The following is a 23,615-nucleotide window of genomic DNA, read 5'->3' on the forward strand; positions in this document are numbered from 1 at the left end:
GATGAACGAGTCGACCACCGCCGAGACGCGGTCCATGCCGGAGACGCGGCCCGCCTCCGAGACGCGGTCCATCTCTGAGGCGCGGTCCATGGCGGAGACGCGGCCCGCCTCCGAGACGCGGTCCATGGCGGAGACGCGGTCCATTTCCGAGGCGCGGTTCACACCGGAGACGCGGTTCAGCCCCGCGACGCGATCCACCGCCGAGGTGTCGCCCGCAGCCGGTCCGCCGGCCGCTTCCCCGCCACAGGGCCCTGCGGCTGGGGATTCCCCGGCGCAGGGCCCGGCGACCGGGGCCGCCACCCCGGAAGCCGCGGTGGCGGCACTCGCGGCGACCGGACCCGGGCTGCCGTTCCTGATCGGGGTGCGCCACCACGCGCCCTCGCTGGCGGCAGCGCTCCCGGCACTGCTGGACGCGGCGGCCCCGGACGTCCTCCTCGTCGAACTGCCCGCCGAGTTCCAGCCCTGGCTGGGCTGGCTCGCACACGAGGAGACCGAGGCCCCGGTAGCGCTGGCCGCCGTGCCCGCCGACGGGCCTGGGCGAGGCTCGGGAGGCGAACGGGGACCCGCCTTCTACCCGTTCGCGGACTTCTCACCCGAACTGGTCGCCCTGCGCTGGGCGGCACGTAACGGGGTCCCGGCCGTGGCCTGCGATCTGCCGCTGGCCGACCGGGCGTGGGCGGGGAGCGGTCCGGACACCCCAATCCCCGCCAACGTCCCGGGCGCCGACCCCGCGCCCGTACCGGGGGAGGAGTACGGCCTGTCAGCCGCGCTCCGTTCCAGGCTCACCGGCCGAGACGGCGACGACCTGTGGGACCGGCTGGTGGAGGCCCCCGCGCCCGGTTCGACACCCGAGGCGCTCCGCCGTGCCGCCCTGCTCACCGGCTGGGCGATGCGCTACGAGGCCGAGGCGCGGGGCGGGGTGCACAGCACCGACCTGATGCGCGAGGCATGTATGCGCGGACATGTCGCCGAGGCCCTGGCGGGCGGGCGGCGACCCGCCGTGGTGGTGGGAGCCTTCCATACCCCGGCGCTCCTGCCGACCGCCGCCGGGGCCGCCGGAGGCCCGGCTGCGTGCACGACCGCCGCCGGGGCCCCCGGAGGCCACGCGCCGGCCTCGCCGGACACGTCCGCAGCCTCCCCGGAGCCGGACGCGTCCGCCACCGCGTCCGAGCCGGGCGCGGACCGTCACCTGAACGGCGCTGCCGGCACGGCGGCGTGCACGGTCTCCCTGGTCCCGTACACGTACCCGCTGCTCGACTCACGGTCCGGGTACCCCGCCGGCATCCGGGACCCGGAGTGGCAGCACACCGTCCTGGACGCCGCCGGGGACCCGGCCGCGCTGCACGAGGCGCTGATCCGCACCGCGGTCCGCGTCTGCGCCGCCCTGCGCGAACAGGGCCACCCCTACGGCCCGGCGGACGGTCAGGAGGTCGTCCGGGTGGCCGGTGACCTGGCCCGCCTGCGCGATCTGCCCGCCCCCGGCCGCGGTGAACTCCTGGAGGCCGTGCAGACGGTGCTGGGGCGCGGCGAGACCTACGGTACGGGCCGCGCCGTCGCGCGGGCCCTCGAACGCGTCCTCGTCGGATCCCGTACCGGACGTCCCGCGCCCGCCGCTCCGCGCAGCGGACTGGGCCCCGCCGTCGAGGCCGAGACCGCGGCGCTCTCCCTCCCCGGACCGGAGGACGCGCACGAGAAGACACCGCGCGACCTCCGGCTCGACCCGGCGCGCTCCACCCTGGACCGGCGCCGCGAACTGCTGCTGCGCAGGCTGACGGTGTGCGGCATCCCTTACGCGCAGGAGCAGGGGGTGAGCGGCGCGGCGGGCACGGAAGGACTCACGACGCGCTGGCAGGTGCGGTGGACCCCGGCGACCGCCGCGATGCTCACCGCGGCGGGGGCCCGCGGCGTCACCGCCGCCCAGGCGGCCGAGGGCGTGCTGCGGCAGCGGCACGCGGCCGAGCGCGCGGAGGGCGGCCCGACGGCCGCCCAGGTCGTGCGGGGCCTCACGGAGGCCGCCGAGTGCGGGCTCCCCGCCCCGGCCGACGAACGGCTGACGGAACTGGCGGCCGTCCTCCCCGCGAGCGGCACCCTTCCCGAACTCCTCGCCGGGCTCGACCTGCTGGACCGCATCGACGCCGGCCACCTGCCAGGCCTCAGCGCGCCCGACGACCCCTCGGCCCCCGAAGCCCCGGACTCCACCACCACCGCCCCCGCCACCTCCCGTGCCGCCCGCACCGCGCGCGCGGCCGAACTCCTGACCTCGGCCGCGGTCCGCCAGGTCGACGGCCTGACCGGCTCCGAGGAGCCCGAAGACGCCCGGGCGCTGCTCGAACTGGCCCAGCGCGCCGACCGGGTGGGCGGCATCCGGCTCACCGACGCCCTCGCCCGGCTGGCCGTCGACGGGACCCCGCTGATCGCCGCGGCCGCCGGAGCGGTCAGGGTGCTCACGGGCCACGAAGAGGCCGAGGCCTTCGGGGTACGGGTCGCCTCCTGGGTGGACGGAGCCGTGGACAGCACCTCACGGGCCGCGCTCACCGCCCGTCTCACCGGCGTCCTGACGGTGGCGGGCCCGCTCCTGACCGTCGGCGTCGGCGCTCTGGACCCGTTGCTGCACCGGGTCGTCGAGCTGGACGACACCGCGTTCCTGGCCCGGCTGCCGGCCCTGCGCGGTGGCTTCGACACCCTGAGCCCGGCCGCCCGGGACCGGCTCCTCGACACCGTCGAGGAGCGGCTGGGCGAACGGGTGGGCATCCTCGACGCGGACGACCCGGCCGAGCTGGCCCGCCGAACGGCAGCGGACCTCGCGGCCCGCGAGCTCCTGACCGGCCTCGGCCTGCCCGTCCCGCCCCCCACGCACGACGACCGTTTCCCACCGCCGCCGCCCGGCCACCCCGCCGTAGCGCGCCCCACCACCACGCCCCCCACCACGCCCGCCACCCCACCCACCACCGAGGCCGCCCCCGCGCGGACCCTCGCTCCCGCCGACCGGTGGCGGCTCGTGCTCGGCCGGCGTCCCGACCGACTGCCGTCCGGCGCCGCCCGCCTGGCGACCGCACTGGACGAGCTCTACGGCGCGGGCCGCGGAGAGGGGTCCCGCGGCGGCCTGCCAGGCCCCGGTCAGGGTGGCGGTCGGGAACCGTCGTTCCCCGGTGTCCGCGACTGGTCCGAGGAACTGGCCGCGCTGTTCGGCCCCGGCGTCCGCGAGGAGGTCCTCGCCGCCGCGGCCGCGACCGGTCGGCAGGACGTCCTCGCCGAACTCGACCCGGCGGCCGCCACCCCCTCCGTGGAGCTGCTCCGGACGGTCCTGCGGTACGCCGGCGGCCTCCCCGAAGCCCGCCTCGCGGCGCTCCGGCCCCTGGGCCGCCGCCTGGTCGACGAACTGACCCGGCAGCTCGCCACCCGGTTGCGGCCCGCCCTCACCGGCACGATGTCGGCCCGGCCCACCCGCCGCCCCGGCGGCCGCCTGGACCTGCCGCGCACGCTGCGCGCCAACCTGGCCACCGCCCGCCGGACGACCGACGGAACGGTCCAGGTGATCCCCGAGAAGCCGGTGTTCCGCAGTCGCGCCCGCCGGTCGGCGGACTGGCGCCTGATCCTGGTCACCGACGTCTCCGGATCCATGGAGGCGTCCACGATCTGGTCGGCGCTGACCGCCTCCGTGCTCGCCGGCGTGCCGACCCTGAGCACCCATTTCCTGGCCTTCTCCACGGAGGTCGTCGACCTCACCGGCCATGTGCACGATCCCCTCTCCCTCCTGCTTGAGGTGAGCGTGGGCGGGGGCACGCACATTGCCGCCGGGCTGCGGCACGCCCGCAGCTTGATCGCGGTGCCCACCCGCACCCTCGTCGTCGTCATCAGCGACTTCGAGGAGGGCGCGCCGCTCGGCGGACTGCTGGCCGAGGTGCGGGCCCTGGTGTCCACCGGCTGCCACGTCCTCGGGTGCGCGAGTCTCGACGACGCCGGCCGACCCCGGTACTCGACGGGCGTCGCCGGGCAGCTCGTGGCCGCCGGCATGCCCGTGGCCGCCCTCAGCCCACTCGAACTGGCCCGCTGGATAGGGGAGAAGACCGCATGACCGCCGCCCAGTTGCCACCCGTCGCGCCGGAGGTAACGGCCACGCTGGTGGAGAACCTCTCACCCCGGCTGCGCAAGCGGCTCGACGCGGCGGTCACCAAGCTCGGCGCCCGCCCGACGCACCGCGACGGGGACACGGTGACGATCGAGGTCGACGACGAGACCGAGTTGCGCCTGCACGCCCCCGGCGGCGTGGTGGCGACGCCGGACGCCATCACCTGCGGCTGCCTCCTCGCCCCGGCCTGCGTCCACCGCGCGGCCGCCGCCTGCGCGGCCCCCACGGCGGACCCGACGCCGAACCCCGCCGACCAGCCCACCTCGGCGGCCCCCGAACCGGCCCCCACGGCGGACCCGGCGCCGAACCCCGCCGACCAGCTCACCTCGGCGGCCCCCGAACCGGCCCCCACGGCGGACCCGACGCTGGACCCCGCCGACCAGCCCACCCCCGCGGTCCCCAGGGCGGACCCTGCCCCGGCGCCCGGCGACCAGCCCACCGCGGCGGTCCCCGAACCCGCCCCCGCAGCGGACCCGGCGTCGGCCCCCGCCGACCAGCCCACCGGGGCGGCTCCCGAACCGGCCTCCGGGACGACGGAACCTGCCCCGGCCCCCGCCGACCAGCCCACCCCGGCACCCCCCGAACCCGCCCCCGCAACGGACGCCACCCCCGACTCCGCCTCCTCGCCCGAGGTGGCGAGCCCGGCCCAGCGTGCCGCGGCCGACGCCCTGTGGTCGGCCGGCGCCGCCGTCCTCGAAGCGGGCGTCGACGGGGCCGGTGCCGTCACCCAGTCAGCCCTCCTCCGCGCCTCGCACACCGCCAGGCTCCGGCAGTTGCCGCGCGCCGCGGGCGCCGCGCTGTCCGTCGTCACGCTGCTGCGCGCGGCCCGCGCGGGGGACCCGTCGTACCGCACCGCCGACCTCGTCACGGCGCTGGCCGAACTCCTGGGCGCCGCCCACCGAGTGGGGACGGCGTCCGGGGCGGAGCTGGCCGCCGCCAAGGGCACTGTGCGCCGCCCGTACGGCCAGGAGGGCTCACTGCGCCTGTACGGCCTGTTCACCGAACCCGTGGTCACCGACTCGGGGCACGGCGGCGTCCGCACCTGGGTCGCGGGATCCGACGGCAGACTCCGCACGGTCGGTGACGTGGCGCCCGGCGGCGTCGGGCGCGCCCTGGGCGTGGCCGACCGGGCCGTGCGCCTGGGGGACAGCGCGCTCACCCACCGGGAGCTGGGCCGAGCCGGCCTGGTGGTCTCGGGGGCCACGGTCTCGCCGGACGGCAGACTGGGCGCCGGGAAGGGCGTCAAGGCCGTCTCCGCCCGGGGCGTGGCGTGGACGGAGCCGCCACTCGCCGCCCTGTGGGAGTCGCCGCCGTACGAACAGGCCGCCCGCGCCCTGTGTGCCACCTCCCGCTACGCGGACCCGGACGGCGGCGGCAGCGACCTGCTCTTCCTGGACGTCGAACTCCTCGGATCAGTACGGGAGTCGGGCGGCACCTGCCTGCTCGCACTGTGCGAGGGAGGCATCCTCGTCAGGCTCACCGTCGCCGACGACGACCCCGCGCTGGCCCACCGCGACAACCTGATGCTGCTGGCCACGGCGCCGGGGACACGGCTGAGGGTCATCGGCCGCCTGGTGCCCGCCCTCCACCCCCGGCTCGCCCTCCTCGCCTGCTCGCACCCCACCGGCGAGGGCACGATCGACCTCGGCCTCGACCGCCTGCGCCGCGCCGATCTCCCAGACGCGGCTGCCCCCGTGCTCCCCGCCCCGCCGCAGCCCGGCGGGTCCGGTGCACTCCCGCCGCTGTACCTCCTGGAGCGGAGGGTCGAACAGACGGTCACGGCGGGCCGCGCCGCCCTCGGCATGCTGGGCGACGTCACCGCCGAGGCCCGCCGCATCCGCCGCGGGGGCCTCCCCACGGCCGCCGGACTCCTCACCGCGCTGTGCGCCGCGGCGGCCCAACGCGATCGTGACCTCTTCGGCCGCCTCCTCCCCGCCGACACCGACGGCTTCGCCACCCACTGGCTCACCGCGGCCCGTTACACGGCCGCCGTGGCCGAGTCCCTGTGCGCGGCGGCCTGGGAACCGACACAGCAGGTCCTGACTGGCTGATCCACGTACCGCGCGGGAGCGCGACCGAGCGCGACCGAGCGCGACCGAGCGCGGGGGAGAGCGACCGGCACAGCCACGGCGAAGGGGCGCCCCGCATCGGCGCGTCGGACCGCGCACAGGGCACCCCTACCGCTCAGGGCGGAGCGTCAGCTCCCCTCAGTTTCGAAGGTACGCAGCAGATCGGCGGCGACGCTCACCGCGATCGTCGCGGGTTCCTTGCCGGTGATGTCGGCCAGTCCGATCGGGGTCTTGATCCGATCGACGGTGGCCTCGTCGTGACCGCCCTCCGTGAGGAGGCGTTTGCGGAACCGTCCCCATTTGGCCGCCGACCCGATCAGCCCGATGGAGCCGAGGTGGGCCGTCCGCAGGGCGGCGTCGCACAGAGCTGCGTCCTCGGCGTGATCGTGGGTCATGATCAGGACGTGGGTGCCGCGCGGCAGCTTCTCGAGGACCTCCTCGGGCAGCAGCGGTGTGTGGTGCACCCGTATCCCCGCCACCGCGTCCGCGAGGACGGCGAGCCGCTCCTCGGCGAGGAGGTCGGAGCGGCTGTCGATCAGATGGAGGTCGAGGTCCTGACGGGCCAGGACGCGCGCCAGTTCCATCCCGACGTGTCCGACGCCGAAGATCGCCACCGACCGCACCACCGGAAGCGGTTCGAGCAGTACCGAGACCGTGCCGCCGCAGCACTGCACGCCGTGCCGGTTGGTCACCTTGTCGTTCAGAGCGAAATCCATCAGCTCCGGTTCGCGCGTCGACGCGACGATCATCTCCCGGGCACGGTCGATCGCGACCGCCTCGACGTTGCCGCCACCGATCGAGCCCCACGTCTCGGTCCGCCCCACGACGAGCTTCGCGCCGGCGTTACGAGGAGCATGGCCGCGCACGGTCGCGACGGTCACCAGCACGCCGGCCTCCCGGCGCGCTCGCAGCGCCGCGACCGCGCCGACCCAGGTCATGTCAGGCACCGCTCAACACTTCGGCCTCGGCCCGCATCCCGACCCCGCCGGCGAACCCGTCGCCCGGCCCACCGTTCGCGGAGGGATCGCCCCGGCGTGCTGCCTGGATCGCCCAGTACACCGCTTCCGGTGTGGCGGGCGAGGCGAGTTCCACACTGACTCCGGCGGGCCCGAACGCCGCGGCGGCCTGCCGCAGCGCCTCCCGTACCGAGAACGCCAGCATCAGCGGAGGCTCACCCACGGCCTTGGACCCGTAGACCGCGCCTTCCTCGGTGGCGTTCTCAAGGAGCCGGACGTGGAACTCCTCCGGCATCTCCGAGAAGCTGGGCAGCTTGTACGTACTCGCCGCCTGGGTCAGCAGCCGGCCGCGGTTCGGCCCGTCACCGGTGTCCCAGCGCAGGTCCTCGAGCGTCAGCCAGCCCGCGCCCTGCACGAAACCGCCCTCGACCTGGCCGATGTCGATCATCGGGGAGAGGCTGTCGCCGACGTCGTGCACGATGTCCACGCGACGGATGCGGTACGCGCCGGTGAAGCCGTCCACCTCCACCTCGGCCGCGGCGGCACCGTACGAGAAGTACTTGAACGGCGAGCCCCGGAAGGCCTTCGCGTCCCAGTGCAGCCCCTCGGTCCGGTAGAAACCGGCGGCCGACAGCTGCACGCGCTGGAGGTACGCCGTGCGCACCAGGTCGTCCCAGGCCAGCTCCTCGTCGTGGCCGAGAGCGCGCGCGACGCCCTCGACGATGCGCACGTCCGAGGCGCTGACACCCAGCCGGGTGGCGGCCACCCCGAGCAGCCGCTCGCGCAACTGCTCGCAGGCGTTCTTCACCGCCGCACCGTTGAGGTCCGCACCCGCGCTGGCGGCGGTGGCCGATGTGTTGGGCACCTTGTCGGTACGCGTCGGGGCCAGCCGCACCTTGTGCAGCGGGATGCCGAGCGTGGTCGCGGCCACCTGCAGCATCTTGGTGTGCAGGCCCTGGCCCATCTCGGTGCCGCCGTGGTTGATCAGGACCGAGCCGTCCTTGTAGATCAGCACCAGCGCGCCGCCCTGGTTGAAGGCGGTGAGGTTGAACGAGATGCCGAACTTGATCCCGGTGATCGCGAGCCCCCGCTTGGTGTGCGGGTGCGCGGCGTTGAACGCGGCGACCTCGCGCCGCCGATCGGCGAGGCGGCCGTCGGCGCGCACCTGCTGCCAGACGGTGGAGATCCGCTCGGGGTGCGTGACCGGCTGCCCGTACGGCGTCGTCTGGCCCTGCCCCGGCCGGTAGAAGTTGCGCTCCCGCAGCTCCATCGGGTCCAGGCCGAGCAGCGGCGCGCACCTGCCCATGATGTCCTCGATCACCAGCATGCCCTGCGGTCCGCCGAAGCCACGGAAGGCGGTGTTGGAGACCTTGTTGGTCTTCGCGATGCGGCCGGCGACGCGGGCGTTGGGAATCCAGTACGTGTTGTCGATGTGGCACAGCGCACGGGCGACCACCGGCTCGGACAGGTCCAGGCTCCAGCCGCCGTCCGCGGTCAGGGTGGCGTCCAGGGCCTGGATGTGACCGTCGGCGTCGAAGCCGATCCTCCACTCCGCGTGGAACCCGTGGCGCTTGCCGGACATGGTCAGGTCCTGGGTGCGGTTGAGCCGGACCCGGACCGGCCGGCCGGTCAGCCTGGCGCCGAGCGCGGCGACGGCCGCGAACCCGTGCGGCTGCATCTCCTTGCCGCCGAAGCCGCCACCCATCCGCAGGCACTGCACGGTCACCTCGTGACTGTGCAGGCCGAGGACGTGCGCGACGATCTCCTGCGTCTCGGAAGGGTGTTGGGTGCTGCTCTGGACGAACATCTGCCCGTTCTCGTCGACCAGGGCAAGCGCCGCGTGCGTCTCGAGATAGAAGTGTTCCTGATCGGAGAACTGGAACTCGCCCGAGAACACGTGCGCCGAGTCGGCGAAGCCGGCGTCGACGTCGCCGGTGACCATCACGGGCCGGGCGCCGTGGAAGCTCTCGGCCGCGATCGCGTCCCGCAGTGCGATCAGGGAGGGCTGTTCGTCGAGTTCCACCTCGACGGCCGCCGCACCGAGCCGGGCCGCTTCCAGGGTCTCGCCGAGCACCCAGGCGACCGCGTGGCCGTGGAACATGACCGTATCGGGGAACAACGGTTCGTCGTGCTTCATCCCGGCGTCGTTGACACCGGGCACGTCGGCACCGGTCAGCACGCGGACCACACCGGGCACGGCGAGCGCTGGCCCGGTGTGCAACCTGGTGATCCTGCCGTGGGCCTTCATGACCTGGACCGGGTAGGCGTGCAGGACGTCCTTGGTGCGGTGGATCAGGTCGTCGGTGTAGAGCGCGGTGCCGGTGACGTGCTGGTTGGCACTCTCGTGCGGCATCGACACGCCGACGGCCGGCTTCTCGGGGCGCTCGGACAGATGGCTCATGAGGAAACCGCCTCGGTGGTCTGCGCGTACAGCTTCAGCAGGCTCTGGCCCAGCATCGCGGAGCGGTAGGCGGCGCTGGCGCGGTGATCGTCCATCGGCGTGCCCTCCGCCCGCAGTACCGGCGCCGCGGCTTCGACGGTCTCCGGCGTCCACGGCCTGCCCTCCAGGGCCGCCTCGGTGGAGAGGGCGCGGATCGGGGTGGCGGCCACGCCGCCCAGGCCGATGCGTGCCTTGCGGACGATCCCGTCCTCGACGTCGAGCGCGAAGGCGACCGCCACGCTGGAGATGTCGTCGAAGCGCCGCTTGGCGATCTTGTGGAAGGCCGCGACCGGCGACAGTGGCAGCGGGACGCGGACCGCGCGGATCAGCTCGCCGGGACGGCGCACGCTCTGCCGGTAGCCGGTGAAGTACTCCGCGAGGGGAACCTCGCGCTCACCGTCGGCGTCGGCGAGCACCACCGACGCCTCGAGCGCGAGCAGCGCCGGCGGGCTGTCACCGATGGGGGAGCCGGTCCCCAGATTGCCGCCGAGAGTCGCACCGTTGCGGATGAGCCGCGACGCGAACTGCGGGAACAGCTCGGCAAGGAGCGGGACCCGGCCGTCGAGTCGGCGCTCGATCTCCGTGAGCGTCAGCGCCGCCCCGATCTCGATGCGGTCGGATTCGACGCGCAGCTCCCGCAGTTCCGGCAGCCGGTCGACGGCGATCACGCAATCCGCCCGGCGCGCACGGATGTTCACTTCCACGCCCCAGTCGGTGGAGCCGGCGACCACCACCGCGTCGGGCCGCTCGCGCAGCAACCGCAGGGTTTCGCCCAGGGTGTTCCTCCGCAGGAACGCGCTGCTGCCCTGGACGTACTCGGTGGCGACCGGTACGGGCGGGGACTGCTTACGACGCTGTGCGAGCGGGTCGTCTTCGGTGGGCGTACCGACGGCGAACGCGGCATCGCGAATCGGACGGTATCCGGTGCAGCGGCACAGGTTTCCGCTCAGCGCGTGCAGATCGAAGCCGTTCGGACCGTGCTCGGGATCGTTACTGTCGGTTGGGTCCGCGTGCGCGCAGCGGTCGGGCCGGTAGTACTCGGCAGCCATGCTGCAGACGAATCCCGGTGTGCAGTACCCGCATTGGGAGCCGCCGCGGACCGCCATCTCCTCCTGCACCGGGTGAAGCGTGCCCGGTGTGCCGGCTTCGCCGGTGGCGGCAAGCCCCTCGGAGGTGACGACCTCCTGACCGTCGAGCGCCGCGACCGGGAGCAGACAGGCGTTGACCGCCACCCAGTCGGTGGGCTCGTTGGTCCCGGGGCGGGCGACCAGGACCGCACAGGCGCCGCACTCGCCCTCGGCACAGCCCTCCTTGGTCCCTGTGAGGCCACGCTCGCGCAGAAAGTCAAGCACCGTGGTGTGGGGCGCCGTCGGTGAGATCGGTGCTTCGTTCCCGTTGACCGTGATGCGCGCCGCTGTCACGACAGGCCTCCGTTTCGGCGCGCGAACGGTCGATTCATCATCTTCATCAATGTCGGACAGCTCTCTTTATTCAGACGCGCCACGTGAGACGGGCGGGGGCGCGGAGCGGCGCGCAACAGCGAGGCGCCGTGAAAAGGGAAAGGGAAATCAGGAAAGGCCGAAATGTGCCGAAGAAGGGCACATGAGAAGGGGCGCGCTCAGGCGCCGTGCGCGATCCGCCCCGGAACCCAGGCGGTGCACTCGGCGAGGCGACCAAGATCGGAGTAGGTGAACATCGGCTGGTCGCCTCCTTTCGAGAGCGCAGGGGTCGGCGTTTACGGCAAATTAGTGGCTGCCGCCACGGAGGTCAAGAGTCCGCCCGCCGCCGAACCTCGCGTGAGCGCCGCCGGCCCGTCGTGCGCCCACCCGCGACTCCACCGCCCGCCGCGCGGCCGCCGCCCCGCCGACGAACACCCCGCATCACTGAGGACGCGCCCGGCGTCGCGGCTCTTGACGCCTGTCGCGAGGGCTCTCCATACTGACGGCCAAATCGATTTGGCCAAATCGATTTGGCCCTCCGTTCGGGGCCGGATCGCGGCTGATGTCCGAGCGTTCTTCCCTCCCGAAATGGAGCTCCAACGTGCCCAGTCATCGCCAGCCCGCACCCGGAACGGAACAACCACCGACGCCGGAGCCCGCCGCGCAAGACGCCCCGCCCGTCGCCGTGCCTGACGCCCCACACTCCGCCCCGCCCGTCGCCGTGCCTGACGCCCCACACCCCGCCCCGCACGACGCCCAACCCCCCACCCCCCACCCCGTCGACGAGTCCCGCCCCCTGGGCCGGATCATCCTCTTCGGGATCCAGCACGTCCTCGTCATGGCCGCCACCCCCATCTCGGCGATCTTCCTGATGAGCGCCACCCTCCGCCTCGACGCCGGCCTGACCGTCAATCTGCTCTCCGCGGCGTTCGTGCTCTCCGGTGTCGGGTCGCTGATCCAGTCCCTTGGACCGTGGAAATTCGGCCCCCGGCTGCCGTTCGTGATGCTGCCCGGCGGCGCGCCGCTCATCCTGTTCATCGCCATCGCCGAGCAGCACGGTCTGCGGACCGCCAGCGGCGCGGTCATTCTCACCGCGGCCTTCTACTTCGTCGTCCTGCCGGTCTTCTCACGGCTGCTCAGATTCTTCCCGGCCCTGGTCATCGGCACCATGATCGTGATCGTCGGGGTCAACCTGGTGAAGGTCGGCGCGGTCCTCGTCACCGGCCGGCCCGGCGAGCCGGGATTCGCGGACACGACGAACCTCGCGCTCGGCACGGCGACGATCGGATTCACCGTCGTCTTCTATCTGCTGTTCACCGGCATCCTGCGGCAGCTCGCCGTCATGCTCGGACTGGTCGCCGGCACCGTCCTCGCCGGATTCCTGGGCCGCTTCGCCCTCGGCGGCGCCGCCGAGGGCGGTCTGGTCAGCCTGCCCGAGCTGATGCCGTTCGGCTCACCGCAGTTCAGTCTGATCGCCGCGCTGCCGCTGATGCTCTACAGCCTCGCCTCCATGGCGGAGGCCACCGGCCAGACGGTCATCAACGCCGAGGCCGTCGGCAAGGAGATCGACACGCGCACCGACGTCCCCAAGACCGTCCGCGGTGACGCGCTGACCTCGCTCTTCGGCGGGTTCTTCGGACTGCCGCTGATGGTGACGAGCGGCGAGAACATCGGGATCGTCCGTGTCACCGGCGTCCGCAGCCGCTTCGTCACCGCCGCCGCCGGTGTGGTCCTCATCGCCATCGGGTTCCTCGCGCCGGTGACCCGCGCGATCAGCGTCGTCCCGTCCGCCGTGATCGGCGGCACGGCCATGGTCGTCTTCGCGGTGATCACCGTCCTCGGCGTGCAGATGCTCGGCCGTTCCGACCTCGACAAGCACACCAGCACGTTCATCTGCGCCGTCGCCCTGGCGCTTGGCCTGCTGCCGATCCTCGTCCCCGGCGTGTACGCGGGCTTCCCGCCGAACGTCCGCATCCTCCTCGAAAGCGGCGTCGCGGTCGGCGCGTTCGTCGCCGCCGTACTCAACATCCTGTTCCACCACGTCAGACCGCGCATCGCCGCCCGGCTGACCACCACACGCACGGAAAGCGACCGATGAACCAGCTCACCCGCGACCTTCTCGACTACCCCGGCCCGCTCCTTCTCGTACCCGACGCCGTGCTGCTGCCGGAAGGACCCACCGACGGATACGCGATCGTCGTCGCCGACGGAGTTTTCCGCGCCGTCGGACCCGCCGATGAGCTGGCGCGTACGCATCCGCAGCTCGACGCCGTACGGCTGCCCGGCCACCTCCTGATGCCCGGCTTCGTCGACGCGCACCATCATCTGACCCAGAGCTTCGGCTCCGCGCTAGCCTTCGGGGAACCGTCGGAGATATTCCGCAGGGTCTGGGTTCCGCTGGAAGGGGCGCTGGACGAGGAATCGGCCTATGTCGCGGCCAAACTGGCGGCGTTGGAGGCACTGCGCGGCGGCTTCACCACTGTCACCGACGCCGGTACGCGCGCCGACGTGGACGTCGACGTCATCGCATCGGCCACTCGGGACGCCGGAATCCGCTGCGTACTCGGCCTCGTCTGCAACGACGTCACCGGCGACGCCGCAACCGTCACCGGCGACGCTTCGACCGCCACCGAGGACACCGCGACCACCACCGCCGTCCTCGAAAGGGCGGAGAAGCACCTCGCCCGCTACGAAGGCGACCCACTGGTCCACCCCTCGCTCGCCGTCTCCATCCCCGAAGCAGCCACACCCGCGACGCTCCACCGCACGGCACGTCTCGCCGCGGAAGCCGGGGCGACCGTGCAGATCCACGTCAACGAGCACCTGGCCGGTGTCGAACGCTCCCTCGTACGGCACGGACTGCGCCCGCTCGAGTACCTGCACCGCATCGGCGCGCTCGGCCCCCAACTGCTCGCCGCCCACGCCACCCTGCTCACCCCCGGCGAACTGACCCTGCTCGCCGACACCGGGGCCGCCATCAGCTACAACCCCGTGGCCAGCGCCTGGAAGGGCAACGCCGTCGCCCCGGCCACCGCCATGGCCGAGCGCGGAATCCGCTTCGGGCTCGGCACCGACGGCACCCGCGGCGACGGATTCCGGCTCGCGGACGCGGCCGAGTTCGCCCAGCGGATCGCCTACGGGCTTGCCACCGGGGACTCGTCGTGCGGCGCCGGCTGGACCTGGCTCGAACACGCCACCGCCGGCGGCGCCGACGCGGTCGGCCTCGGTACGCGCACCGGCACCGTCGCCGAGGGACTGGCCGCCGACTTCCTCCTCGTCGACCTCACCAACCCCGAGCTCGCCCTCTCCTGGGACGTGCCGTGGGAGCTCGTACGCCGAGGCAACCGCGACCAGATCACCGCCGTGTTCGTCGCGGGACAGCTGCGCCTGTGGCAGGGCCTGCCCACCGGCTGGGACGGCCCCGCACTCGTACGGCAGGCAGCCGAACTGGCCCGTACCACCGTGGAAAGGGCGCCCATCACCCGCGTACACCCCACGTCCACGGCGGCGCGGCAGCGGAGCACCGCCCTGTGAGCACGGAAGCACTCGCGGTCCTCGCCGTGACGGTGGCCGTCGCCGCGTTCGTCCAGGGCAGCAGCGGTCTTGGCTTCGCCCTGATCGTCGCACCCGTGGCCGGGATCCTCGACCCCGGCCTGCTCCCGGTGTTCGTCCTGGCGGCGATGATCCCGCTCAACCTGTACGTCGCCTGGCGCGAACGAGCCTCGATCGACCTGCGCGGCGCGGGCTGGATCACCGGGGCACGGCTCGCCGCCACACCCGCCGGCCTCGCGCTGCTCTGGCTGATCCCGGACCGCAGCATCGGCCTGTTCGTGGGCATCGCCACCGTCCTTGCCGCGATCGTGAGCCTCGCCGCACCCGCCTTCACTCCCGGCCGGGTGGCCTACCTCGGCGCGGGCGTGGTGACCGGTCTGACGGAGACCGCGACCGGCGTCGGCGGCCCGCCGCTCGCGCTCGTCTACCAGCACCGGCCGCCCGCGGAACTGCGCTCGACCGTCGCGGCCTGCTTCCTCGTCGGGGAAGTGGCCTCGCTGGGCCTGCTGTTCGCGACAGGGGAGGGCGAGCCGGGAGACCTGGGGCTCGCGCTGGCGCTGCTGCCGGTGATCGGCGCGGGCGCGTGGCTGAGCCGGCTCGTGCACCACCGGCTTGACGCGCGCAGAATGCGGCTGTGCGTCCTCGTCTTCGCCCTGGTCTCCGGGCTCGTGCTCATGCTCGGTCTGTGACCCGCAGCGACGAGGCACGCGGAATGACCCGCGGCTCGGGCGCCGTCGCCACCGTGGCGGCGGCGCCCTCGCCGCGCAGCCGGCCGAGCAGCAGCTCCACCGCATCGGCCGCCGCACGGTCCAGGTGGAGGTCGACGGCGGTCAGCGGCGGCTCGCAGGTCCGGGCGCGCAGCCCGTCGTACCGGGTGACGACCATGACGTCGCCCGGTACGGACCGCCCGCTGTCCCGGATCGCCCGGACCGCGCCCACGGCGAACGCGTCCACCAACGCGCAGACCGCGTCGATCTCGGGGTGCTCGGCGAGGAGGGCGGCACAGCGTTCGTACCCGGCCTGCTCGCCGCCCGCCTCCGGGGCGCTCGCCACGACGGGCACCCAGCCGTACCGCTCGGCGACCCGCTCGTACGCGGCGAGCGCGTCGACCGAGGAGTGACGTGAACCGGAGCCGACGATCAGCGCGGGCCGCCTGGCACCCTGCTCGCGCAGATGCGCGAGCAGCAACTCGGCGACAAGACCGCCGCGCAGATCGACATACGGCGACGTGTCGTCCGGCGACACCGGCCGGCCGAGCGACACATAGGGCAGACCCCGCTCCGTCAACTGCGCCGCCGCCGCGTCGTTCACGTCCGGCTCGACGACGATGGCCCCGTCGATGTCCACGGAGTACAGCGCGGACCCCGACTGCACGGGCGGTACGAGCACCAGCGCGTAGCCGTGCAGCAGCGCGCTCTCCGCGGCGGCGGCGGCGATCTCCATGTAGAACCCGAGCCGCGACGGCCCACCGGCCACCGCGAACGGCATCGAAGAGGCGAGCGCGATGGCCTTCGCCTCCCCCCGGCGCAGCCGCTGGGCCCGCAGATTGGGCCGGTATCCCAGCTCGGCGGCGACCTGCTTGATGCGCTCCCTGGTCCGCGGATCGACCTTGCCGATCCCGTTGAGAGCGTGCGAGACCGTCGTACGCGACACCCCGGCGATCCGCGCGACATCGGCGATCGTCGGTGGCCGCGAGCCGGGACCGGATGTACGCATCGACGGAAGCTCCTTGCAGGCTGCTGAGGACAGGAAGGTCACCCCATCTTCGCCTACGGCCCTCCCCGGGACAGCTCCCTACCGCGACACCCACACCGCTGCGACTGAAGGGCCACGGACCAGGACGAGAATCCGCTGCCTCCTCCGCCGCCACGCTCCGGGCGCCGAAGGCCACCCGGCGAGGGGCGAAGGCATCTGCAAGCCTTCCGGCTGTGGTGATACCGCTACCCACCGACCGGCCGCGAGGGCCACGTGCCTCCCGAATACGTGCCCACCGGCCAAAACCGGTGTCCGGGAAAGCGCAGCACCGCGATCATGGAACTGACACCGTCCGCGAACCAGAAGGAAACCCTCGCCATGCCCGTGCCTGCCGACCCGACGATCCTTCACCCGATGCCCGAGCAGCCGCGGGTGGTTCTGCTCAGGCCGCTGGTGAAGTCCCCGCTGATCGAGGTGGGGGAGTACTCCTACTACGACGACCCGGACGACCCGACGGCCTTCGAGACGCGCAATGTGCTCTACCACTACGGCCCCGAGAAACTGATCATCGGAAAGTTCTGCGCACTGGGCACGGGCGTCCGGTTCATCATGAACGGCGCCAACCACCGCATGGACGGACCCTCGACCTTTCCCTTCCCCACCATGGGCGGCTCCTGGGCCGATCACTTCGACCTGCTCACCGGACTGCCGAACCGAGGGGACACCGTCGTCGGCAACGACGTCTGGTTCGGCCACGGTACGACGGTGATGCCCGGCGTACGGATCGGTCACGGCGCCATCATCGCCTCCGGCGCCGTGGTCACCGGTGACGTGCCCGACTACGGAATCGTCGGCGGGAATCCGGCCCGCCTCATCCGCACCCGCTACGACGACGAGGACATCGCCCGACTGCTGGCGGTGGCCTGGTGGGACTGGCCGGCGGAGCGCATCACCGAGCACGTGCGCACGATCATGTCGGGCAGCATCGCCGATCTGGAGACCGCAGCCCTGGACACCCCGAGCGCGTGATGCCCTGAGGGAGCCATCATCGTGGCGGAGCGAAACCCGCGGGCCCACCGAACGCGGCAGAACGGCCGGCATCCCGGGGAACAAGCGACAGGCGCCAGGGGCTCATCAGGGTTCCCGGCACACGCACGCGTAGGCTCGCAGCCGACGACGACAGGGGATCGGCATGTGGAAGCGGGCCCTCGACCGGGCCGGGGTCAGGGAGCCGCTGCTGCGGCGGGAATACACGCGGCAGCGGCGGGCCGTGCGGAGATACAGGACCGCCGAATACGCGGCCGCGAGACTGCTGCTCCCCGCCGGGCTGCTGCCGCACGTCGTGGCCGCCGTCGCGTTCATGCACGACACCGACGACCGGATCGACCGTGGGACGCCGGACGATCGGGTGAGGGCGCTCGCCGAGTGGAACGGGCTCGTGCAGAAGGCCTTCGCCGAAGGTGACTCCCCACTGCCCGTGCTGCGTTGCCTGGTACGCGCCGCCGACCGCCACCCGGACATGCGCGCCTACGTGGACGACTTCCTGCGGGGCTGCGAGCGCGAGGCCGCGTGGCGGACCATCGCGGACGACGAGGAACTGGAGCAGTACGTACGGGAGTACTCCCTGCCCGCACTGATGCTCACGGCCTGTCTCCTCGCGCCGGCGGAGGCGCCGGCGCGGGTGGCGTTCACGGACGGCTGCCACCAGCTCATCCGGGCCATGCAGCGCATGGACTTCCTGGAAGACCTGGCCGAGGACGTACGCGCGGGCCGGCCGGGCGTCCCGGCCGACGCGGTGGCACGCCACGGCGCGGACCTGTCCCGGCCCGGCGTGGCGCTGGGTCGGCTTGTCGAGGAGCAGGCCGACCGGGCCGCAACCGACCTGGCGGCGACGGCCACCCTCGCGGGTGCGGCGGCCCCTTCGTACCGACCTTTCCTGCGGGCCCTCGTCGGCGTCCAGCACCTCCGCCTCGACGCGGTACGCCGCGCGGGCGCGTCCCTGGCGACGCGCAGCTCCGGCCCCGCGGCGCCGGCGGCCGTCGTACTGCTCCTACGAGAGGCGGCGGCCCGTGCCCGACGGGTCCCAAGGGACAGGCGGTGAGTCGTGCGTAGCGGCACGGCGCTGCGACGGTCGCCACGGGACCCTCGTCGCGGCGGCGAACGCAGGGCGACCCGCCGGGCGGCCACCGCCGGGCGGAGGAAGGCGAGGTAACTGCGGGGGTGGGGTTCGTATCGACGGTTGAGTCGACGGTGGCCGGTAAGCCAGGACACGGCGTCTGATCACCCGACGCCGACGCCGACGCCGACGCCGACGCCGACGCCGACGCCGACGCCGACGACCGAGTCGTGCTGACGACTGCCTGGGCGCGAGCAGGCCGATCGCCTTGTCCACCTGCCCCCGCCTCCGCCAGCAGCTCCGCGAGGCGCAACGGGCGCTGCTGGTGGGCCCCGCGCGGCGGGCCGGGGGGTGTTCGTGGGCGGCCGGATTGTGTTGCGTGTTCTTGCAGGGCTCTGGGGGGTGTGCCAGCATGCCAGGGCGTGATCGTGATCTTGTAATCGGCTGCGGTGCCCCCGTGAGCGGGCCGCGCCGATCCGCTGACGAGAGGTGCGACGTTGAATTCGTCTGCCGACACGGCACCACCCGCACGACCGACCCCGCCCGGCCCGCGCGACCGGCCCGGCCAGCCCGATCCGCCCTCCGTGCCCTCACAGGCCCCGCCTCCCGCCGGTGCCGCCCCGGACGTCCCCGCCGTCGATCCGGTCGCCGAGCGGTTCCACTTCCTCGTGAACGCCCCGGCCCTCTTCAACGCCGTCGTCACCGCTCTCGAATGGGACGTCTTCGGCCATCTCTCCGCCCACCCCGGCGCCTCCTTCGAGGAGCTGCGCGCGGCAGCCGGTGTACCCGCCCACTCCCTCCGGGTCCTGCTCCACGCCGTGTGCACCACCGGCCTGCTGGAGCGCCACCCCGACGGCGGCTACCACAACGCGCCGGCCGCCACGGAACTCCTCGTACCCGACGGCCCCGACAGCTGGCGCCACATCCTCACCGGCTGGCGGGAGATCTACTACCCCGCCTTCTCCCGCATGAGCGAGGCCCTCGCAGCCGGCACCAACACCGCGCTCGACGCGCTCCCCGGCGACGAGCCGACGCTCTACCGCCGCCTGGCGCACGACCCGAAGCGGGAGGCGGTCTTCCACCGCAGCATGAGCGCATTCACCCTCAAGAGCCTCGACGCGCTGGTCGAGACCGAGGAGTTCGCCACCGTACGGCACTTACTCGACATCGGCGGCGGCGACGGCACCACCAGCGCCCGGCTGCTCGCCCGCCACCCCGGCATGCGCTCGACCGTCTTCGACATCCCGTCCGTCGCGCAGCTGGCAGCCGACGCCAACTCCGAGGCTGCCGACCGCATCCGGCTGCACCCCGGCGACCTCTTCACCGACCCCTTCCCGGCCGGCGCGGACGCCGTCCTCTTCAGCCACGTCCTGGAGATCTTCTCCGCCGAGCAGATCACGGAGCTGCTGACGAAGGCGCACGCCGTCCTCCCCTCCGGCGGGAGGGTGTTCGTCTACGGCTACAACGCCTCCGACGACGAGACCCGCGGCTGGTACTCCGCACGCCTCTCCCTCTACCTCAACGTGCTCGCCAGCGGCCAGGGCATGGCCTACCCGGCCCGCGACTACGAGGAGTGGATGCGCCGGGCGGGCTTCGACGCCGTACGCACGCTCACCGGCTACCCCTACGAGCACGGTCTGACCATCGGCACCAAGCCGTGACCCGCGGCCGGTTCCCCGCCGCCGACCCGGGGGCACCCGCCACCGGCTCCCCGGTCCGCTTCCTGGTGTGGCTGGCCACCCGCCACCGCGGCAGCCTCGTCCTGGCCACCGTGTTCGGCGTGCTGTGCACACTCGCCCAGGCGCTGGTGCCGGCGGCCGTCGCCCTCGGCATCGACCGCGGGGTGCTCCAGCGCGACCGGGACGCGCTGCTGCTGTGGGGCGGTGCGGTCCTCGTCCTCGGGGTCCTGCAGGCCGTCATCGGCATGCTGCGCGACCGGGCGTCGACCACGAACCGGTTCGGTGCCGTGTACGGGACCACCCAGCTCGTCGTCCGCCACGCCGCCGATCTCGGCGCGGACCTGCCCCGGCGGGCCTCCACCGGCTCCGTCGTCAGCGTCAGCGCCTCGGACGTCGGGCACCTCGGCACCGCCTTGGAGGGCACGGCGCGCGGCAGCGGCGCGGTCGCCTCGATCCTGTTCGCCGCCGTGTTCATGCTGGTCACGTCCTGGCAGTTGGGACTGCTCGTGCTGGTCGGCGTCCCGCTGATCGCCGCCGCCGTCACCCGGCTGATGCGCGTGCTGCACGGCCGCCAGCAGCGGCTGCGCGAGCAGCAGGGGGCCCTCACCGACCTGTCGGTCGACATCATCGACGGGCTGCGCGTCCTGCGAGGCTTCGGCGGCGAGAAGACCTACGGCCGCCGCTACCGCGAGGGCTCCCAGTCCGTGCGCGCCGAGGGCATCCGGGTCGCGGCCACCGTCGCCGACATCGCCTTCCTGCGCGTCCTGCTGCCCGGCGCGCTGCTGGTCGCCATCGTCTGGCTCGGCGCGCACCAGGTGAGCACCGGCCGCCTCGAACCGGGCCTGCTCGTCGCCTTCTACGGATACGCCGTCTTCCTCACCGACCAGCTCGGGCAGGTCACCGCCATGCTCGACCAGCTGACCCGCGCCCACGTCGCCGCCGGCCGCGTCCTGGACTTCCTGCGCCTGGAACGGGAACGGCCCGGCGGCACCCGCCCGCTCGACGACGGCGCGGACGGCCTCCCGCTGCACGACCCGGACTCCGGGCTGACCGTCCCGCCCGGCCGGTTCCTCGCCGTCGTGTGCGGCACGGAAGGGGACGCCCGCACCCTCGCGGAACGGCTCTCCGGCTACACCGACTCCGCGGTCCTGCTCGGCGACACCCCCCTGTCCGCCCACCGCACCGACGACGTACGTCGCCACGCCCTCCTCGCCGACAACGACGCCGCCCTCTTCGCCGGGCGGCTCGGCGCCGAGCTCGACCCCCGCGACGGCCGCCGGCCCGCCGACGCCGTCCTGCGCGCCCTGGACGCGGCCTCCGCCCGCGACGTCGTCGACGCCCTCCCCGACGGGCTCGCCCACGAGACCACCGGCGGACGCGAGTTCTCCGGTGGGCAGCAGCAGCGGCTGCGCCTGGCCCGCGCCCTGCTGGCCGACCCACAGCTGCTCGTCCTCGTCGAGCCGACGAACGCCCTCGACGCCCACACCGAGGGCCGGGTCGCCCGGAACCTCGGCCCGTACCGCGCGGACCGGACCACCGTCGTCTTCACCACCAGCCCGATCGTCCTGGACCGCGCCGACTCGGTGGTGTTCGTCAAGGACGGCAAGGCCGTCGCCGAAGGGCGCCACCGGACCCTCCTCGCGGACCCCGACTACCGTGCCGTCGTCACCCGGGAGGTCCTGGCATGACCGCCCCCGCCCCCGCCCCCACGGCCCCGGACCCCGGAGCCGACGGCGACGCCGTCCCCGGCGCCCCACCCGCCGATCGGCTGCCCGTCGCCTCCCCCCGGGAGGTCCGCGCGCACGCCCGGCGGACCATGCTCAGGCACCGCGGCCCCCTGGCCGGCTCCCTGGCCCTGCACGCGCTGGCCTGCGTCGCCGCGCTGGCCGCACCCCAGCTCCTCGGCCGGATCGTCGAGGATGCCGCGCACGGCACGCTCGCCGTCACCCCGGTCGCCCTCGCGATCTGCGCCGCGGTCGTCCTTCAGGCGGTCCTCACCCGCTTCGCACGGTTGGCCTCCCTCCGGCTCGGTGAGACCGTACTGGCCGAGCTGCGCGAGGAGTTCGTCGACCGGGTGCTGTCCCTGCCCACCCCCGCCGTCGAGCGGGCCGGGACGGGCGAGCTCGTCACCCGGACCACCCGGGACGTCGACGTCCTCGCCTTCACCGTCCAGCGGGCCGTCCCCGACACCCTCGTGGCAGGCACCACCATCGCCCTGACCATCGGCGCCGTCTGCCTGACCGACCCGCTGCTGGTCCTGCCCTGTCTGGTGGCCGTCCCCGTGCTGTGGCTGTCGACCCGCTGGTACCTGCGGCGGGCCCGCGCCGGCTACCTGCGCTCCAACTCCGCGTACGCCCGCCTCACCGACACCCTCGGCGAGACCGTCGCGGGCGCCCGCACGGTGGAGGCGCTCCGGTTCCAGGGGCGGCGCCGCCGCCGCACCGACGCGGACATCGCCTCCTCGTACGCGGCCGAACGGCACACCCTGAACCTGCGCAGCACCTACCTGCCGATCGCCGACACCGGCTACATCCTGCCGGTGGCCGCCACCCTGGTCATCGGCGGGCTCATGTACATCGAGGGGCTGGTCGGCCTGGCCGCCGTCACCGCCGCCACCCTGTACGTCCAGCAGGTGATCGGGCCCGTCGACACCATGCTGTACTGGATGGACGAACTCCAGGTCGGCGGCGCCTCCATGGCCCGCATCCTCGGCGTCCGCGACGCAGCCCCGGACACCGCAGCCGCGGACGCCCCCGGCCGGACCGGCCCGGACACGGCCCGGCGACCCGCCCCCCGCGACGGCGCGATCGACGTACGGGGCGTCCACTTCGCCTACCGGGAGCGGCAGGAGAGCCTGCGCGGCGTCGACCTGCACGTACGGCCCGGAGAGCGGCTGGCCGTCGTGGGCCCCTCCGGGGCCGGCAAGTCCACGCTCGGCCGCCTCCTCGCCGGGATCGACTCCCCCGGCCGGGGCACCGTCCGCCTGGGCGGCGTGCCCCTGACGGAGCTGCCGCCGGACGAACTCCGCCGAGGCGTCATCCTGGTCACCCAGGAGTACCACGTGTTCCGCGGCACTCTGGCCGACAACCTGCTCGTCGCCCGCCCCGACGCGAGCCCCGCGGACCTGGAGCGCGCGCTGCGGGCCGTCTCCGCCTGGGAGTGGGCGTCGGCGCTGGGCCTGGACCACGAGGTCGGCTCCGGGGCCGCCGAGCTGCCCCCGACCCGCGCCCAGCAGCTGGCCCTGGCCCGGCTGCTGCTGCTCGACCCGCCGGTCGTCGTCTTCGACGAGGCGACCGCCCTGCTCGACCCGCACACCGCGCGCACGGTGGAACGGGCCCTGGCCGGGCTGCTCGGCGGCACGGTCGTCTCCATCGCCCACCGGCTGCACACCGCCCACGACGCCGACCGGGTGGTGGTGCTGGAGGACGGCCGGATCACCGAGAGCGGTACCCACCACGAACTGGTGGGCCGCGGCGGGGCGTACGCCCGGCTGTGGAAGTCCTGGCACGGGTGAGGCGGCGCAGCGCCGACGGGTACGGG

14 protein-coding genes are annotated in these 23,615 nt (G+C 73.8%); 10 read left to right on the forward strand and 4 right to left on the reverse strand.

All coding sequences use genetic code 11. The features are described 5' to 3' along the window. Position 1 precedes the first annotated feature (1 nt). Together ACZ4VK_RS10685 and ACZ4VK_RS10690 are read left to right on the forward strand one after the other, a co-directional pair. Positions 2-4,075 (forward strand): vWA domain-containing protein, encoded by a 4,074-nt coding sequence (locus ACZ4VK_RS10685; RefSeq protein ID WP_468350626.1) that lies wholly within the window; start codon positions 2-4, stop codon positions 4,073-4,075. Then, positions 4,072-6,180 carry a DNA polymerase III subunit gamma/tau domain-containing protein gene (locus tag ACZ4VK_RS10690; protein WP_468350628.1) on the forward strand — a complete coding sequence of 703 codons (2,109 nt, stop codon included), beginning with the start codon at positions 4,072-4,074 and terminating at the stop codon, positions 6,178-6,180. The genes ACZ4VK_RS10685 and ACZ4VK_RS10690 overlap by 4 nt, the downstream gene beginning before the upstream one ends. A gap of 146 nt (positions 6,181-6,326) precedes the next feature. Here the strand turns inward: ACZ4VK_RS10690 and xdhC are convergent, their stop codons facing one another. The 3 genes from xdhC to ACZ4VK_RS10705 are packed head-to-tail and all read right to left on the reverse strand — an operon-like array spanning position 6,327 to position 11,015. Beyond that, positions 6,327-7,136 carry a xanthine dehydrogenase accessory protein XdhC gene (gene xdhC, locus ACZ4VK_RS10695; RefSeq protein ID WP_468350829.1) on the reverse strand — a complete coding sequence of 270 codons (810 nt, stop codon included), beginning with the start codon at positions 7,134-7,136 and terminating at the stop codon, positions 6,327-6,329. A gap of 1 nt (position 7,137) precedes the next feature. After that, positions 7,138-9,555 carry a xanthine dehydrogenase molybdopterin binding subunit gene (gene xdhB / locus ACZ4VK_RS10700; protein ID WP_468350630.1) on the reverse strand — a complete coding sequence of 806 codons (2,418 nt, stop codon included), beginning with the start codon at positions 9,553-9,555 and terminating at the stop codon, positions 7,138-7,140. Beyond that, entirely contained in the window at positions 9,552-11,015 is a 1,464-nt protein-coding gene (locus tag ACZ4VK_RS10705; RefSeq protein WP_468350631.1) for a xanthine dehydrogenase small subunit, read from the reverse strand. The genes xdhB and ACZ4VK_RS10705 overlap by 4 nt, the downstream gene beginning before the upstream one ends. Positions 11,016-11,754: 739 nt before the next feature. Between ACZ4VK_RS10705 and ACZ4VK_RS10710 the strand changes: the two genes are divergently transcribed. From ACZ4VK_RS10710 to ACZ4VK_RS10720, 3 genes are read left to right on the forward strand one after another with little or no spacing between them, the layout of a single operon-like run. Further along, entirely contained in the window at positions 11,755-13,131 is a 1,377-nt protein-coding gene (locus ACZ4VK_RS10710) for a uracil-xanthine permease family protein (RefSeq protein ID WP_468350633.1), read from the forward strand. Further along, complete coding sequence (locus ACZ4VK_RS10715) at positions 13,128-14,567, forward strand: amidohydrolase family protein (RefSeq protein WP_468350635.1); 1,440 nt, start codon at positions 13,128-13,130, stop codon at positions 14,565-14,567. The genes ACZ4VK_RS10710 and ACZ4VK_RS10715 overlap by 4 nt, the downstream gene beginning before the upstream one ends. After that, positions 14,564-15,274, forward strand: a complete 711-nt coding sequence (locus ACZ4VK_RS10720; protein WP_468350637.1) for a sulfite exporter TauE/SafE family protein — start codon at positions 14,564-14,566, stop codon at positions 15,272-15,274. The genes ACZ4VK_RS10715 and ACZ4VK_RS10720 overlap by 4 nt, the downstream gene beginning before the upstream one ends. Here ACZ4VK_RS10720 and ACZ4VK_RS10725 read toward each other — a convergent pair. Then, positions 15,258-16,301 (reverse strand): LacI family DNA-binding transcriptional regulator, encoded by a 1,044-nt coding sequence (locus ACZ4VK_RS10725; RefSeq protein WP_468350639.1) that lies wholly within the window; start codon positions 16,299-16,301, stop codon positions 15,258-15,260. The genes ACZ4VK_RS10720 and ACZ4VK_RS10725 overlap by 17 nt on opposite strands. A gap of 357 nt (positions 16,302-16,658) precedes the next feature. On the opposite strand from ACZ4VK_RS10725, the gene ACZ4VK_RS10730 reads away from it, so the two are divergent. The 5 genes from ACZ4VK_RS10730 to ACZ4VK_RS10750 all read left to right on the forward strand — a co-directional run bounded on the left by ACZ4VK_RS10730 (position 16,659) and on the right by ACZ4VK_RS10750 (position 23,589). After that, on the forward strand, positions 16,659-17,309 hold the full coding sequence (locus ACZ4VK_RS10730) for a CatB-related O-acetyltransferase (RefSeq protein ID WP_468350831.1): 651 nt from the start codon (positions 16,659-16,661) through the stop codon (positions 17,307-17,309). A gap of 163 nt (positions 17,310-17,472) precedes the next feature. Beyond that, on the forward strand, positions 17,473-18,381 hold the full coding sequence (locus ACZ4VK_RS10735; RefSeq protein ID WP_468350641.1) for a squalene/phytoene synthase family protein: 909 nt from the start codon (positions 17,473-17,475) through the stop codon (positions 18,379-18,381). A 599-nt stretch (positions 18,382-18,980) separates the two neighbouring features. Next, positions 18,981-20,057 carry a methyltransferase gene (locus ACZ4VK_RS10740; RefSeq protein ID WP_468350643.1) on the forward strand — a complete coding sequence of 359 codons (1,077 nt, stop codon included), beginning with the start codon at positions 18,981-18,983 and terminating at the stop codon, positions 20,055-20,057. Then, positions 20,054-21,763, forward strand: coding sequence for an ABC transporter transmembrane domain-containing protein (locus tag ACZ4VK_RS10745; protein ID WP_468350645.1), 1,710 nt, complete (start codon positions 20,054-20,056; stop codon positions 21,761-21,763). The genes ACZ4VK_RS10740 and ACZ4VK_RS10745 overlap by 4 nt, the downstream gene beginning before the upstream one ends. Continuing rightward, positions 21,760-23,589, forward strand: a complete 1,830-nt coding sequence (locus ACZ4VK_RS10750) for an ABC transporter ATP-binding protein (protein WP_468350647.1) — start codon at positions 21,760-21,762, stop codon at positions 23,587-23,589. The genes ACZ4VK_RS10745 and ACZ4VK_RS10750 overlap by 4 nt, the downstream gene beginning before the upstream one ends. The last annotated feature ends 26 nt before the right edge of the window (positions 23,590-23,615 follow it).

This window comes from Streptomyces sp. NPDC028711, assembly GCF_055565415.1.